Source organism: Streptomyces sp. 4N509B (assembly GCF_052245655.1).
Classification (GTDB): domain Bacteria; phylum Actinomycetota; class Actinomycetes; order Streptomycetales; family Streptomycetaceae; genus Streptomyces.
The window spans coordinates 66,989-80,680 of sequence record NZ_JBQQBZ010000010.1 but is presented as its reverse complement, the minus strand read 5'-3'; the positions used below and the strand labels follow the sequence as shown (position 1 = coordinate 80,680).

Here is a 13,692-nt window from a genome sequence, read left to right as displayed (position 1 = left end):
CGCGGCCGGCGACGGTTGGCGCGGTCGTCGGCCGACCGAGGAAGCGACGCGCTCCCGCGGCGGGCACGGCCCTGGGCCCGCCGCGGCGGCACGGCGGACTGGTCAGGGCAGCTGGAAGAGGCTCAGGCGGTACTCCGTGACCTGTGGGGGCGGCTGTTCGGCGAAGCCGTCGATGGTCTGGCGGCACCACTCCGGCAGGCCGGCGACCAGCTCCGCCGGCAGCGTGGTCAGCGTGTGGGAGCCGAGCAGCGTGGCGCCGGGCAGCCAGGCGGTGACCTCGGCGGGGTCCGGGCAGGACCAGCGCATGCGGGCGGCGACCTTGCTCAGCGCGTCGTGGTTCGCCTGGTCGGAGACGATCGCCGGGCCGGCGCTGTCCAGCGCCAGCCGGGCGCCGGGGAAGTGGTCGGCAAGCAGGGCGAGGGTGCCGCGCACCTCCTGGACCGTCAGGAACGGCAGCACGGCTTCGGCGCTGAGCAGCACGGGAGCGCCCCGGTCGGCGGCCACGGCCCGAGGCCAGGCGGGGTCGGTGACCGAGGCGGCCAGCATCGTGCGGCGCGGGGAGTCGGGGAACGCGGCGAACAGCGCCCGGCGCAGGTCGATGACGTCGGGCAGGTCGAGGTCGAACCAGGTGGCCCGGCCGTTGTCCACGCGTTCGTAGCGGGTGTTGAGGCCGGTGCCGATCTCGACCACCGTGCCGTCGGGGTGGTCGGTCAGGAAGGCACGCGTCCAGTGGTCGAACAGCGCCGTCCGCACCACCGCGCCGAGCAGACTGGGCAGGCCGTCGAAGCGGGCGAAGTCGTAGTCGATCGCTTCGACCAGCTCCGCCGCTCGGGGGTCGCGCAGCACCGGCTCCTCGCGCGACTGGTCCACGGCGCGGCCGTACAGCGGTATGAGCAGCGTCTCCTGCACCGTGCCCAGTCGCACGCCCCCCGGCGTGCTGGGGTCGTCGTTCATCTCGGTCCTCCGTCGTGAGTGGTGGTTCGCCAGGGCGGGTGGTCAGGGCAGTCGGTCGGTGACGGAGTCGAGCCAGGCGTCGAAGCCGGTCGACGCGGCCCGCCACGCCGCCGGTCCGGCCGCCTCCTCGGCGGGGGTGAGCAGGCAGGAGTCCAGCAGCTCCGTCAGGTCCGCGCGGTCGACGCGCGGACCGGTGAACACCAGGTGTTGGCCACGGTCGCCGTGGTGCGGGTGCCAGTCCAGGGCCGCCGCCGCCCGCCGCTCGGGCGGGACCATCTCCCACGCGGCCCCGGGCAGGGCGGCCAGCCACGGCCCGACGCTGTCCACGCACACCGCGCCGCCGGCGGCGTCCCAGGACAGCAGCACGTCGGGCCGGTCGGCCAGCCAGAACCGTCCCCGGCTGCGCAGTGCCGAGCAGGCGATCCGCTCCAACGCCTGGTCCAGCCGCCCGGCGTGGAACGGCCGCCGGCGCCGCCACACCACCGTGGCGACGCCCGCCTCCTCGGCCTCCTGGGGCAGCCGGGCGCAGGCCGGATGCTGGGCCGCCGCGGCGGCCGAGGCGTCGAAACCGGCCAGCGCGGCCACGGCGAGCTCGGCCCCCTCCACGCGCACCTGGTGGGCGGTCGGGTGGAGCTGACGCAGCAGCGCCCGGTCCTCCTCTGTGGCCCGTGGGGAGTGGGAGCAGTGGGAGGAGTGGGAGGAGTGCGAGACGTGTGAGGAGTCGGCCACGGCCAGGACCGGCGCGTACTCCAGCTGCCGGGCGAAGGTGTCGGCGACCACGCGACGGTCGTCCACCGAGACCGCGAGGCCGGCGTCGGTGAGGTCGTCGCCGTTGGACAGGCAGGCCAGTACCAGCGCCGGGTCGACGGCGGTGACCACCTGCGTCAGACGCACGGGCGGGCCGCCGTCCTGCTGGGCCCCGTGGGCGATCAGTTCGGCGATGCCCTGGGGCTCGACGGACTCCCACAGCTCCACCACGACCATGCGGTGCCGACCGGACGCGGCCAGTTCCCCGAGGACGCCCGGCAGGTCCCGCCGGACTGCGCAGCAGCCACAGCGGCCGGTCGGCGGGACCTCGGCGCGGTCGAGCTCGCCGACGGCGTCGCGGAGGACGCGCCGGACCGACGCGCCGTCAGGGGCGGCGGAGACGTCGTGGTGGACGGCGACGCTGCCGGGCACGGTCCGCAGCAACCGGGTGACGGCGGCGGCGCGCGCCTCGACGTGCAGTCCGGCGACCACCACCACCGGCAGCGGCCCCGGCGGCGGCGCCCCGCGCCCGGTCACCGAGCACCGCCCGCGGCGGCGCCGTGCCGTCGCCGGCAGCGCTCCACGCGGCCGGCGGCGACCTCCCCACTCGATCGTCTGGTGGCTGGCAGCCGTCGAGCGACGTGGGAGAGGGCTCGCCCCGGCACCCCGGGGAGATCGTTGCGCGCCATGAGCACCAGCATACGACAACGATTTTCATGAGCGATAGCGTCGTCCGGCGCGTCGCACCGCGGGCGAACGCGCGGGGTGGGCGTCCTCGCTGTTCAATGGCTTGCGATCACGTCCGACGCCCCTACCCTGATCAGCACGCAAGGTCAGCTGAGCTCCGTATGAAACGGGTCGGATCGCCATGTGCCCTCTGCCGCGCCGGTTCCGACGAACGTGGACCGCACCCGTGGCCGAGGCCGTACGCCCCGACCACGCCGACCACGCCCCTGACGCGCCGTCGGCACCGTCGGCACCGTCGGCAGGAGGTCAGCTGGAGGGGCCAGCAGGAGCCCCGCCGGGCACCGCCCCGCAAGGCCGCGCCGCGCCGGGCAGCGCCGGGACCAACACGTCGCCACCGCCGCTGCGCCCCGCGAAGCTCCGGGTCGAAGCGACGGACGCCGAGCCAGGAGGACAGCCACATGAAGATGTTGATCAACGTGCCGGAGCGGGTGGTGGCAGACGCCCTGCGGGGTATGGCGCTGGCCCATCCCGAACTGGTCGTGGACGTCGACAACCGGGTGATCGTGCGCCGGGACGCCCCCGTCGAACGCAAGGTGGGCCTGGTCTCCGGCGGCGGTTCGGGGCACGAGCCGCTGCACGGCGGCTTCGTCGGTCCCGGCATGCTGGACGCCGCCTGCCCGGGTGAGGTGTTCACCTCCCCCGTCCCCGACCAGATGCTGCGGGCCGCCGCGGCCGTGGACAGCGGCGAGGGCGTGCTGTTCGTCGTGAAGAACTACACCGGCGACGTCCTCAACTTCGACATGGCCGCCGAGCTCGCCGAGGACGAGGGCGTGCGCGTCGAACGGGTGCTCGTCGAGGACGACGTCGCCGTCACCGACAGCCTGTACACGGCGGGCCGGCGCGGCACCGGCGGCACCCTGTTCGTGGAGAAGCTCGCGGGCGCCGCCGCCGAGGCGGGCGCGCCCCTGGAGCGGGTCGCGGCCGTCGCGCGGCGGACCGCCGAGTCCTCGCGCAGCTTCGGGGTGGCACTCAGCGCCGTCACGACCCCGGCCAAGGGCAGCCCCAGCTTCGACCTGCCCGCCGGGGAGCTGGAGCTCGGCATCGGCATCCACGGCGAGCCGGGCCGGGAGCGGCGCGCCATGATGACCTCCGGTGAGATCGCCGACGCCGCGGTGGACGCGCTGCTGGAGGATCTGAAGCCCTCGCTGCCGCTGCTGGTGCTGGTCAACGGCATGGGCGGCACGCCGTTGCTGGAGCTGTACGGCTTCAACGCCGAGGTGCAGCGCGTGCTCTCCGAGCGCGGCGTGGCGGTGGCTCGTACCCTCGTCGGGAACTACGTGACCTCCCTGGACATGGCGGGCTGCTCGGTGACGCTGTGCCAGGTGGACGACGAGATGCTGCGGCTGTGGGACGCGCCGGTGCGCACCCCGGGGCTGCGCTGGGGCCGGTGACGGCCGGATGGAGGAGGAGGTGGCTGTGGGGACGGCTGAGGTGGACGCCGGGCTCGTGCGGCGATGGCTGGCCGCGGCGGCGGCCGAGATCGACAGGGAGGCCGGGCGGCTGACCGAGCTCGACTCGGCCATCGGAGACGCGGACCACGGCAGCAACATGCGCCGCGGCAGCGCCGCCGTGGTGGCCGCGCTGGAGCGTGAGGAGCCGGCGACGCCGGGCGCGGCGCTCGTGCTGGCCGGCCGGACGCTGGTGTCCACCGTCGGCGGCGCCGCCGGCCCGCTCTACGGCACGCTGCTGCGCGGCGCGGGGAAGGACCTCGGCGACGTCCCGAGCGTCTCGCCCGAGGCGTTCGCCGAGGCGATGCGGGCCGGCGTGGCGGCGGTGGCGCGGCTGGGCGGCGCGGCGGCGGGTGACAAGACGATGCTCGACGCGCTGCTGCCGGCGACGGAGGCGCTGCCGGACGTGGAGGCGGCGCGCCGCGCGGCGACCGAGGGCGCCGTGGCCACGGTGCCGTTGCGGGCCCGCAAGGGGCGAGCGAGTTACCTCGGCGAGCGGAGCGTCGGCCACGAGGACCCCGGGGCGGCCTCCGCCGCGCTGCTGTTCGCGGCGCTCGAGCAGGTCGTCGGGGAGGCCGCGGCCGATGGCTGAGCGGGAGCGACAGCCGTCGCGCGTGGGGGTCGTGCTCGTCTCCCACAGCCGGGAGGTGGCCGAGTCCGTGGCCCGTCTGGCGCGGGACCTGGCCGGCGGCGGCGACCTGGCGGAGGTCGTGCCCGCCGGCGGCACCGCCGACGGGGGCGTCGGCACCAGCGCCGAGCTGATCGCCGCGGCGGCGCACCGCGCCGACGGGGGCGCGGGCGTCGCGGTCCTGGCCGACCTCGGCAGCGCGGTGCTCACGGTGCAGGCGCTGCTGGCCGAGGGCGAGGAGCTGCCGGAGCGCACGCAGTTGGTTGACGCGCCGTTCGTGGAGGGGGCGGTGGCCGCCGTGGTCACGGCCTCGGCCGGCGCCGACCTGCGGGCCGTCGCGGCGGCGGCGGGCGAGGCGTACACGTTCCGCAAGACATGACAAGCAGGACGTGACAAGCAGGACGTGACAAGCAGGACGTGACGGGCGCGCCGGTCCGACCGGCGGTCGGGCCAGCGGTCGGACCGGTGCGAGGCGGCGCGGATCGCGCCCTGCTCTCAGCCCGCCAGCCGGGCCTTCCAGATCTCCTCGCTGGGCCACCGCCGGGCCCAGTCGACGGGGATCTCGTCGTAGTCCCGGGGCGTGGGATCGGGCGCCTGAATCTCGATCAGGTCCTCGACGACGAAGCCGCAGGACCGGAGCAGGCGCAGCATCTCCCCGTGGGGCAGCACGAACTCCACGTGGCTGCCCCGGCCCAGCCGCGTGAGGCCGAACTGCTCGCGCACGAGACGGGTGGACACCGGCCCCTCGGGCTGCGCGCACAGCGCGAACAACGGGGAGTACCGCATGAACACCAGTCGACCTCCGGGCACGAGAAGCCGGGCCGCCTCCGGGATCCACCGGTAGGGGTCGCACCACAGGGAGGCGCCGTACTCGCTGATCGCCAGGCCGAACGTGTCGTCCTCGTAGGGCACGTTCTCGGCGTTGCCCAGCACGAGCGGGAAGTCGATGCCGAACTCCTCCTGCATGGCCCGCGCCGTGGCGAGCTGCCGCTGGGAGAGGTCGATCCCCACCGGTTCGGCCCCGGCCCTCGCCAGCCAGGCGGACACGTAGGCCGTGCCGCAGCCCAGCTCGATGACGCGCGTCCCGGACAGCTCCTCGGGCAGCACGCGGACCCGCGACTCGGGGGTCGCCCACAGGCCCCAGCGCGGCTCCGTCTGCTCCCAGTGGTCGCGGGCGAGCGGCCCGTGCCACCCGGCCGCCTCCTCGTCCCAGAAGCGTCGGTTCCGTTCGACGTGGTCCGTGAGCCGATCATGGGTCATGGGGGCATTGCACCGGGGACGCCAGTGGCTCGGCAACGGAATTACCGTCGCGGCCAGCCCGCCGGCCACCTCCCCCCTCGCTCCCCGGAGGGCGCGCCTACCGCGGGGCGGGGTCGGAGGCGGGCGGCGCGAACCACGCGGGGGCGTCGCGGGTGGCCAACCCGATCCGGGTCGTGGCGAACTCACGCAGCGGCGGCAGCCCGTCGAGCGGGAACCAGCCGACCTCCACGGACTCCTCGTCGTTGACCCGGGCCGCGCCCCCGACGGCGCGGCAGCGCAGGCTGACGTCCACGAACTGGCAGCGGTCGCCGTTGGCGTAGCGCACCGGGGCCAGGGTCTCCACCAGCAGCACCCGGTCGGGGACGCAGCGGACGGCCGTCTCCTCGTAGACCTCGCGGACGGCGGCGTCGGCGGGCTGCTCGCCGGGCTCCGGGATGCCGCCGATGATCGACCAGCGGCCGTCGTCCGCACGGCGCGCCAGCAGGACCCGGTCGGCGTCGTCGAGGACGACGGCGCTGACGCCGGGGAGGAACAGCAGCTCGTGGCCGATGCTCTCCCGCAGCTCGCGGATGAACGGGGGCGTGCCCATGGAGCCGAGCCTACGGGGTGGGCGCGAGGACCGGCAGCAGGCGGGCCTCAGGATAGGCGTGGGCGGCGGGCGGCAGCGCCGCGGGTCGACCGCTGGCGAGGACCCGCAGGGTGCCGCCGGGCTCCGCGCCCGGGTCGGGGGTCACGCCGGCACGGCGCAGCGCCTGGGCGGCGACGGCGTGGGCCGAGCCGTGCAGGGTGACCGGGCCCGACAGTGTCGCGGTGAGCTGCTCGCGGATGCGGTCGGCGACGAGTTCGTAGTGCGTGCAGCCGAGCACCACCGCCCGCGTGGCGGGCGGGGTCAGCTCGGCGGCCGCCTTGACGGCCGCGGCGACGGCCGCCTCGTCGGCCTGCTCCACGGCCTCGGCGAGGCCGGGGCAGGGCACCTCGACGGCCTCCGCGCCGCTCCCGGCGGCGAAGGCGTGGATCAGCTGGCGCTGGTACGGGCTGCCGGTCGTCGCGGGGGTGGCCCAGACCGCGAACGGGCCGTGGGCGGCGGCCGGCTTCACGGCCGGCACCGTGCCGACGACCGGCACCGCCGGCTCCCACTCCGCCCGCAGCGCGGGAAGGGCGTGCACCGAGGCGGTGTTACAGGCGACGACCAGCACGTCGGGTGCCTCGGCGAGGGCGGCGCGAGCGCAGGCCAGGGCCCTTTCGACGATGTCTGCCGGCGTCCGGGGGCCCCACGGCATGCCGTCCGGGTCGCCGGACAGGACCAGGGAGGCGTCCGGCCGCAGCCGGCGCACGGCGGCGGCCGCGGGCAGCAGTCCGAGGCCGGAGTCGACGAGGGCGATCCTCATGGCGCAGGAGCGTACCGGCGCCGTGCCGCCGCGCCGGGGCGACTCACCCGCGTCACTTGCGGCCCGGTGTCCACTGCATGCCCCAGCCGTAGGCGTAGTCCGCGGTGCGCTGAGGGCTCACGCCCCGCTCGGGCACCAGGTACCGCGCCTCGCGGTGGACCACGAGTTCGCCGCCCTCGTTGGTCAGCAGCGCGAGGGCGCAGACCGGCGAGGGGACCGTGCACTCGTCGAGGAAGAACTCGACGGGCGCGCCGCGCTCGGGGGTGAGGGTCACCGTGGCGTTGGTGATGTCCTTGAAGCTGGCGGCGCCCGAGTAGATCGTCACGAAGATCAGCACGCGACGCAGCGCGCTGACGTGGTCGAGGTTGATCGTGAGGTTCTCGCCGGTGGCCACGGCGCCCGTGCGGTCGTCGCCGTCGAGGTGGATGTACGGCGGCTGGTGGAGCGAGCCGAAGGCGTTGCCGAGGGACTGGACGACGCCCTTGCGGCCGTCGGCGAGCTCGAAGAGCGCGCACAGGTCGAGGTCGAGCCCGCCTGCCATGGCCTTGCTCAGCCGCTCCTTCCAGCCGAGCTTCTGCTGCTGCGGGGCGCCCTGCTGCCAGTTGAGGTTCACCCGCAGGCGGCCGGAGGTGCCCCCCTGCTTGGCCAGCGAGATCGACGGGGCGCTCTTGGTGAGCGTGACCTTGCTCAGCCGCACCGGGCCGCCGGCGGTGGGGGCCGCCGGCGCGGTCGGCGGCGCGGCGGGAGGTGCGGGCGGCGGGGCGACGGGCGCCGGGGCGGGGGGCGGGGGCGGTGCGGCCGGCGCGGGGGCCGGGGTGGCGGGCGTGGCGACCGGGGCCGGCGGCGGCGCGTCGTCGACGGAGATGCCGAAGTCCGTGGCGAGCCCGGCGAGGCCCGTGGCGTACCCCTGGCCGACGGCGCGGAACTTCCAGGCGCCCTGGCGCCGGTAGAGCTCGCCCAGGACGAAGGCCGTCTCGGTGCTGGCGTCCTGGCTGTCGAAACGCGCGATCTCGGCGCCGCTGTCGGCGTCGAGGACCCGCACGTGCAGACCCGGCACCCGGCCGAAGGTGCCGCCGTCGGCGGACGCCGCGAGGACCACCTTGTCGATGTCGGACTCGACGCCGGGCAGGTCCACGGCGAGGCGGTCGGTGACCGAGGCCCCCTGCGGCTGCTTGCCCTCGTGCCGGACCGAGCCGGAGGCGTGGCGGGGCTGGTTGTAGAACACGAAGTCGTCGTCCGAGCGGACCCGGCCGGCGCTCGTCAGCAACAGCGCGGAGGCGTCCACGTCGGGCACCCCGGCAGCGGTCTGCCAACCGATCTCGACGCGGACCGACCGCGCCGTCACCGGGACGTTCGCACCTTTGAGCATCGTGGGCATCTCGGCTTCCTCCCCGTCGGACGAGCGTCGGCGCTCCGCCTGATCAGCGGCGGGCACCTCAACTATGCCACCCGCCGTCGGTCATCCCGGACGCGCCCCGGACAGGACCCGTTGTGTGCGGCCCATTGCCTCTTTATCCGGTATTCCATCGTATTGGGGGTCTGTCGTCAGCTCAGGGACATGAAATGACCCTCTAATCGGTCTCCCCAACCAGCACATGGTGGGCTTAACTTATGGGGCATGACCTCCCCGCGCCCCTACGGCGGTGGGTACTACTCCTCGCCGTCCTTCCCTGACACCCCCATCTACGACAGTCTGGTGGCCGAGCGGGGAACCCCGCAGATCGCGCCCATCAGGGTCCCGGCCGCCTACGAGCCGCTGGGATACGCTCCCGCGGCGCCCCAGCCGGCTCTCCCCGCCGCCCTGCCGGCGCTGCCGGCCGGGCCCTCCTCGCACCAGCCGCCCCAGGCGGCGAGCTACCCCGGATACCAGGCGACGCCGGCGCGCCAGCCGCGGCCGGCCACCGCCCCGATGCAGGCCCCCGCGCCGCAGCCCGGGCCGTACGGCCCGCAGCCGGCCGCGCAGCGGCCCTATCCCGCGCCGCAGGGCCCTCACGCCCCCGCGCCGCAGCAGATGCGGCCGGCCGCGCCACGGCCCGCGGCGCCGCGTCCCGCCGCCCCCCAGCCGGCCCCCGGGCCGCGGCTGACGCCGGGCGGATACCAGCACCCCTACCCCGCGCCGCAGCAGCCGCAGGCACCCAGCCAGGCGCAGCAGCACCCGTATCCGGGTCAGGGGTACTGGGGAGACCAGGGGGCGGGCCGCTGACCCAACGGGAATCCGACCGGGGCCTTGGGGCGAAGGCCCCGTATCGGACTCCTCACACCTCCACGTCCTCCAACACACCGAGGGCGTCGGGCACCAGCACCGCGGCGGAGAAGTAGGCGCTGACGAGGTAGGAGACGACCGCCTGGTCGTTGACGCCCATGAAGCGCACGTTCAGGCTGGGCTCGCGTTCGTCGGGAATGCCCGGCTGGTGGAGGCCGACGACGCCCTCGTCCTCCATGCCGGTGCGCATGGCGATGACCGCACTGGTGTTGTCCCGGTGGATCGGGATCTTGTCGCAGGGCAGGAGGGGGATGCCGCGCCAGGCGCGGACGCGGGTGCCCTGGAGGTCGACCTCGCGGGGGTAGATCCCGCGCCTGCTGCACTCGCGGCCGAAGGCGGCGATGGCGCGCGGGTGGGCGAGCAGGACCCGGGTGCCGCGGCGGCGCGTGACGAGCGCGTCCATGTCGTCGGGGGTGGGAGGGCCGCCGCGGGTGTGGATGCGCTGACCGAGGTCGGCGTTGTGCAACAGGCCGAACTCCGGGTTGTTGACCATCTCGTGCTCCTGACGCTCCCGCAGCGCCTCCACGGTCAACCGCAGCTGCTCCTCCAGCTGGTTCATCGGCTCGTTGTACAGATCCGCCACCCGCGTGTGCACCCGCAACACCGTCTGCGCCACACTCAACTCGTACTCACGAGGACTCACCTCGTAGTCCACGAACGTCCCCGGCAACACCGGCTCCCCCGCATGACCCGACGCCAACTCGATCGCCGCCTCACCCTCCGCGTTGCGCTGGGCGGGGATCGCGGCGCGGACCGCGGCCAGGTGGGCGCGCAGGCTCTCCGAGCGGCCCAGCACGTCCTCGAAGGCCTGTCGGGGCAGGGTGAGCACGGTGCCGCTGGTCAGCGCCGCGACCGTGTGCTCGAAGGTCTCGGGAGGATCCGCGGCGAGCACCTCCTCGCCGTAGAACTCGCCGCCGGCGAGCACCCGCAGCTCGGCCTCCTCGTCGTACGGGCCGGGGGCGCGCAGGCCGAACTTCCCGTGTGCCACGAGGACGACCTGGTCGGCGGGCGCTCCCGCCTCGACGACGACCTCCCCCGCCGTGACGTCCCGCTGCGCGCACGCGGCGGCGAGCGCGTTGAGCACCTCCTCGTCCTCGAACCCGGCCAGCGGCGGCAGCTCCGTGAGCTCGGCGGGGATGACGCGGATCTCGGAGCCGGTGGAGACGAACTCCACGCGGCGGTTCCCCAGGGTGTAGGTCAGCCGGCGGTTGACCCGGAACGTGCCACCGGTCACCTGCATCCACGGCAGCACCTTCAGCAGCCAGCGGGAGGAGATCTCCTGCATCTGGGGCGGCGTCTTGGTGGTGGTCGCCAGATTCCGCGCGGCGGCCGTGGCCAGGCTCAGCTGGGACTGCTGTGCCGCTTCGTCCGGAGTCGGCTCGGTGGACGTCGTCATGCGAGAAACCGCCAATCTACGGGTTTTCAGATGGTCATGGGGCCCCTGCGAAACGAAGCTAGCCGCCCGCCGGAAGGGAGTGCAATCACTCGAAAGAGCGGGTATTCCGGGATTCCCACGGCGCTTTCCGGGGTATTGGCGGCGGGCTCGTTCCGGAATGACGCTCTCGTCCAACCGCGCGCCAACAGCCGTTCGGTACAGCGGATGACGGCGAAGCATGGGCGCATAGGCGCGCACAGGGGCGCGTAGGGGCGCGCAGCCACCAGCGCTGGCCGGTCATGTCACCCCACCGCGGCACGCTACGGTGGAGCCGCCACGTTGGCGCTCGCTCATCGCACGAGGTTGGGGCAGGTCGGTCCATGGCTACGGGCTCGGTCCAGGTGACGCACTCCGGGACTTCACGCTGGCGGCGCCGGACCGCCGTCTACGGCACGGTCGCCGAGGCGCTCGCCGTCGCGGTCGACGGCGACGTGCTCGTCCTGGCCCCCGGCACCTACCGGGAGAACCTGGTCATCGAGCACGCGGTCACGATGCGCGGCCCCGAGGAGTCCAAGGACGGCCCCGCCCGCATCGCGCCGCCCGAGGGGGTGCCGCTGACGGTGCGCGGCTCCGCCACCGTGCGGTGCCTGCGGATCGAGGGTCAGGACACGGCCGTGCCCGCCGTGCTCGTGGAGGCCGGATCGCCCGAGTTGGCGGCGTTGACGGTGCACACCTCCTCCGCCACGGGCATCGCGGTGCGCGGCGGCGCGCGTCCCACGGTGCGGGGCTGCGGCGTGCGCAACGCGGCCGGCAGCGGGATCAGCGTCGCCGACGGCGCCGGCGGCCTGTTCGAGGAGTGCGAGGTCGCCGAGTCCGGGCAGCCGGGCGTTCAGGTGCAGGGCCCGGCGCACGTCCGGCTGGACCGGTGCCGGATCAGGGACGCGGGCGGCGCGGGCCTCGCGGTCAGCGGCGAGGGCAGCGCGGTGGAGGCGACGGACTGCGGCATCCACGGCGTGCGGGGCGCCGGCGTGCGCCTGGCCGACCGGGCCACCGCCCACCTGACGGACTGCCGGGTCAGCGAGACGACGGCGGACGGCGTGACGCTCGACGGCGAGGCGGTGCTGACCCTGGCCGACAGCCAGGTCCACGACATCCCGGAGAACGCCGTCGACCTCAGGTCGCGTTCGGTCCTCACGCTGCAACGCACGACGATCAGTCGCTTCGGGCGCAACGGCGTGTCGGCGTGGGACGCCGGCACCCACGCCGACGCCCACGACTGCGAGATCCACGAGAGCACCGGCGACTATCCGGCGGTGTGGGTCAGCGACGGCGCCACGGCCGTGCTGGAGTCCTGCCGCGTCCACGACGTGCCGGACGCCCTGTTCGTCCTCGACCCCGGCTCCCGGGCAGACGTCGTGGACAGCCGGATCGAGCGGGTGCGGGGCTCGGCGGTGTCGGTGAGCGACGGCGCCACCGCGCGGATGGACGGCTGCCGGCTGGCGGAGGTCGGCACGGGCGCGTGGTTCCGCGACGCCGGCAGCGGCGGGACGGTGACCGGCTGCACCATCGAGCGCCCCAGGACCGGCGTGATCGTCACCAAGGGCGCCAACCCGCAGGTCACGGACTGCGCGGTGGCGGAGCCGAGCGAGGCCGGGTTCTACGTGTCGGCGCGCGGGCGTGGCGCGTTCACCCGCTGCCGCGTCACCGGCTCCCAGGGGTACGGCTTCCACATCATCGACGGCTGCCGCAGCGAGCTCGTCGGCTGCCGGACCGCGCGCTGTGCCCGGGGCGGGTACGTCGTCGGCGAGGTGGCGGGCGAGCCGGGACCGGTGCTGACCGACTGCCGCAGCGACGAGGTGGCGCGGCCGGGCGCCGACGTGCGCGTGACCGCCGCCGACTCCCCGGCGGAGAGCTCCGACACGGCGGGGGCCGCCGCCCGCGCACGGCAGGGCGAGAGCACGCTGCCGGCCGGTGCCGGCGGGGCTCCCGGTGGCGGGGCCGACGCCACGGCCGCGGGGCAGCCCGCGACCCGGGCGTCGGCCGAGGTGCTCGCCGAGTTGGAGGCGCTGGTGGGCCTTACGACGGTGAAGCGTGAGGTCCGCGCGTTGATCGACATGATCGAGGTCGGCCGCCGCCGGCAGCGGGCCGGTCTGAAGGCCGCCTCGGTCCGGCGCCACCTGGTCTTCACCGGCTCGCCCGGCACGGGGAAGACGACGGTGGCGCGGCTGTACGGCGAGATCCTCGCCTCCCTCGGGGTGCTGGAGCGCGGCCACCTGGTGGAGGTCTCCCGCGTCGACCTCGTCGGCGAGCACATCGGGTCCACGGCGATCCGCACCCAGGAGGCGTTCGACCGGGCGCGGGGCGGGGTGCTGTTCATCGACGAGGCGTACGCGCTCACGCCCGAGGACGCCGGTCGGGACTTCGGCCGGGAGGCCATCGACACCCTGGTGAAGCTGATGGAGGACCACCGGGAGGCGGTGGTGGTGATCGTGGCCGGGTACACCCGGGAGATGGAGCGGTTCCTGGCCGCGAACCCCGGGGTGGCGTCCCGTTTCTCCCGCACCATCACCTTCGGCGACTACGCGCCCGAGGAGCTGCTGCGCATCGTCGAACAGCAGGCGCGCGAGCAGGAGTACGACCTCGCGGAGGGGACGCCCGAGGCGCTGCTCGGGTACTTCGAGGGGCTGGAGCGCGGCCCGTCGTTCGGCAACGGTCGCACGGCACGGCAGACGTTCGAGGCGATGGTGGAGCGGCACGCCGGGCGGGTGGCGCGGCTGCCGGACCCGAGCACGCAGGAGCTGACGCTGCTCTACCCGGCGGACCTGCCGGAGGCGGCGGCCGTGTCCTAGAAGGACCGCCCCGCCACCCCGCGCCCCGTGGCC

The 13,692-nt window shown here is 74.9% G+C and carries 12 protein-coding genes; 5 read left to right on the top strand and 7 right to left on the bottom strand.

The genetic code is table 11. The features are described from left to right. Positions 1-102: 102 nt before the first annotated feature. On the bottom strand, positions 103-954 hold the full coding sequence (locus ACTWP5_RS12725; protein WP_443220985.1) for a class I SAM-dependent methyltransferase: 852 nt from the start codon (positions 952-954) through the stop codon (positions 103-105). A gap of 42 nt (positions 955-996) precedes the next feature. After that, complete coding sequence (locus tag ACTWP5_RS12720) at positions 997-2,238, bottom strand: GTP-binding protein (RefSeq protein WP_443220984.1); 1,242 nt, start codon at positions 2,236-2,238, stop codon at positions 997-999. A gap of 608 nt (positions 2,239-2,846) precedes the next feature. Here ACTWP5_RS12720 and dhaK point away from each other — a divergent pair. From dhaK to ACTWP5_RS12705, 3 genes are read left to right on the top strand one after another with little or no spacing between them, the layout of a single operon-like run. After that, positions 2,847-3,839: a dihydroxyacetone kinase subunit DhaK gene (dhaK, locus tag ACTWP5_RS12715; RefSeq protein WP_443220983.1), complete on the top strand. Its 993-nt coding sequence runs from the start codon at positions 2,847-2,849 to the stop codon at positions 3,837-3,839. A 7-nt stretch (positions 3,840-3,846) separates the two neighbouring features. After that, positions 3,847-4,488 (top strand): dihydroxyacetone kinase subunit DhaL, encoded by a 642-nt coding sequence (dhaL, locus tag ACTWP5_RS12710; RefSeq protein ID WP_443220982.1) that lies wholly within the window; start codon positions 3,847-3,849, stop codon positions 4,486-4,488. Next, complete coding sequence (locus tag ACTWP5_RS12705) at positions 4,481-4,903, top strand: PTS-dependent dihydroxyacetone kinase phosphotransferase subunit DhaM (RefSeq protein WP_443220981.1); 423 nt, start codon at positions 4,481-4,483, stop codon at positions 4,901-4,903. Before dhaL ends, ACTWP5_RS12705 begins: the two co-directional genes overlap by 8 nt. A 116-nt stretch (positions 4,904-5,019) precedes the next feature. On the opposite strand, the gene ACTWP5_RS12700 is transcribed toward ACTWP5_RS12705, so the two are convergent. From ACTWP5_RS12700 to ACTWP5_RS12685, 4 genes are all read right to left on the bottom strand, one after another. Next, entirely contained in the window at positions 5,020-5,784 is a 765-nt protein-coding gene (locus ACTWP5_RS12700; RefSeq protein WP_443220980.1) for a class I SAM-dependent methyltransferase, read from the bottom strand. A gap of 97 nt (positions 5,785-5,881) precedes the next feature. Beyond that, positions 5,882-6,373, bottom strand: coding sequence for an NUDIX hydrolase (locus tag ACTWP5_RS12695; protein WP_443220979.1), 492 nt, complete (start codon positions 6,371-6,373; stop codon positions 5,882-5,884). 10 nt (positions 6,374-6,383) lie between these two features. Beyond that, positions 6,384-7,172, bottom strand: coding sequence for a glutamate racemase (locus ACTWP5_RS12690; protein WP_443220978.1), 789 nt, complete (start codon positions 7,170-7,172; stop codon positions 6,384-6,386). Positions 7,173-7,224: 52 nt separating this feature from the next. Next, positions 7,225-8,541, bottom strand: a complete 1,317-nt coding sequence (locus ACTWP5_RS12685) for a TerD family protein (protein ID WP_443221062.1) — start codon at positions 8,539-8,541, stop codon at positions 7,225-7,227. A gap of 249 nt (positions 8,542-8,790) precedes the next feature. On the opposite strand from ACTWP5_RS12685, the gene ACTWP5_RS12680 reads away from it, so the two are divergent. Continuing rightward, entirely contained in the window at positions 8,791-9,375 is a 585-nt protein-coding gene (locus ACTWP5_RS12680; RefSeq protein ID WP_443220977.1) for a DUF6643 family protein, read from the top strand. 52 nt (positions 9,376-9,427) lie between these two features. Here the strand turns inward: ACTWP5_RS12680 and ACTWP5_RS12675 are convergent, their stop codons facing one another. Further along, positions 9,428-10,831, bottom strand: coding sequence for a family 2B encapsulin nanocompartment shell protein (locus ACTWP5_RS12675; RefSeq protein ID WP_443220976.1), 1,404 nt, complete (start codon positions 10,829-10,831; stop codon positions 9,428-9,430). A gap of 359 nt (positions 10,832-11,190) precedes the next feature. Here ACTWP5_RS12675 and ACTWP5_RS12670 point away from each other — a divergent pair, with 359 nt between their 5' ends. Further along, on the top strand, positions 11,191-13,659 hold the full coding sequence (locus tag ACTWP5_RS12670; protein ID WP_443220975.1) for a right-handed parallel beta-helix repeat-containing protein: 2,469 nt from the start codon (positions 11,191-11,193) through the stop codon (positions 13,657-13,659). Positions 13,660-13,692 lie beyond the last annotated feature (33 nt).

What these genes read in the sequence shown, in the direction of transcription:
- ACTWP5_RS12690 (WP_443220978.1), bottom strand. Translation starts at nt 7,172, where the DNA reads ATGAGGATCGCCCTCGTCGACTCCGGCCTCGGACTGCTGCCCGCGGCC.
- ACTWP5_RS12675 (WP_443220976.1), bottom strand. Translation starts at nt 10,831, where the DNA reads ATGACGACGTCCACCGAGCCGACTCCGGACGAAGCGGCACAGCAGTCC.
- ACTWP5_RS12725 (WP_443220985.1), bottom strand. Translation starts at nt 954, where the DNA reads ATGAACGACGACCCCAGCACGCCGGGGGGCGTGCGACTGGGCACGGTG.
- dhaK (WP_443220983.1), top strand. Translation starts at nt 2,847, where the DNA reads ATGAAGATGTTGATCAACGTGCCGGAGCGGGTGGTGGCAGACGCCCTG.
- ACTWP5_RS12705 (WP_443220981.1), top strand. Translation starts at nt 4,481, where the DNA reads ATGGCTGAGCGGGAGCGACAGCCGTCGCGCGTGGGGGTCGTGCTCGTC.
- ACTWP5_RS12700 (WP_443220980.1), bottom strand. Translation starts at nt 5,784, where the DNA reads ATGACCCATGATCGGCTCACGGACCACGTCGAACGGAACCGACGCTTC.
- ACTWP5_RS12680 (WP_443220977.1), top strand. Translation starts at nt 8,791, where the DNA reads ATGACCTCCCCGCGCCCCTACGGCGGTGGGTACTACTCCTCGCCGTCC.
- dhaL (WP_443220982.1), top strand. Translation starts at nt 3,847, where the DNA reads ATGGAGGAGGAGGTGGCTGTGGGGACGGCTGAGGTGGACGCCGGGCTC.
- ACTWP5_RS12685 (WP_443221062.1), bottom strand. Translation starts at nt 8,541, where the DNA reads ATGCTCAAAGGTGCGAACGTCCCGGTGACGGCGCGGTCGGTCCGCGTC.
- ACTWP5_RS12695 (WP_443220979.1), bottom strand. Translation starts at nt 6,373, where the DNA reads ATGGGCACGCCCCCGTTCATCCGCGAGCTGCGGGAGAGCATCGGCCAC.
- ACTWP5_RS12670 (WP_443220975.1), top strand. Translation starts at nt 11,191, where the DNA reads ATGGCTACGGGCTCGGTCCAGGTGACGCACTCCGGGACTTCACGCTGG.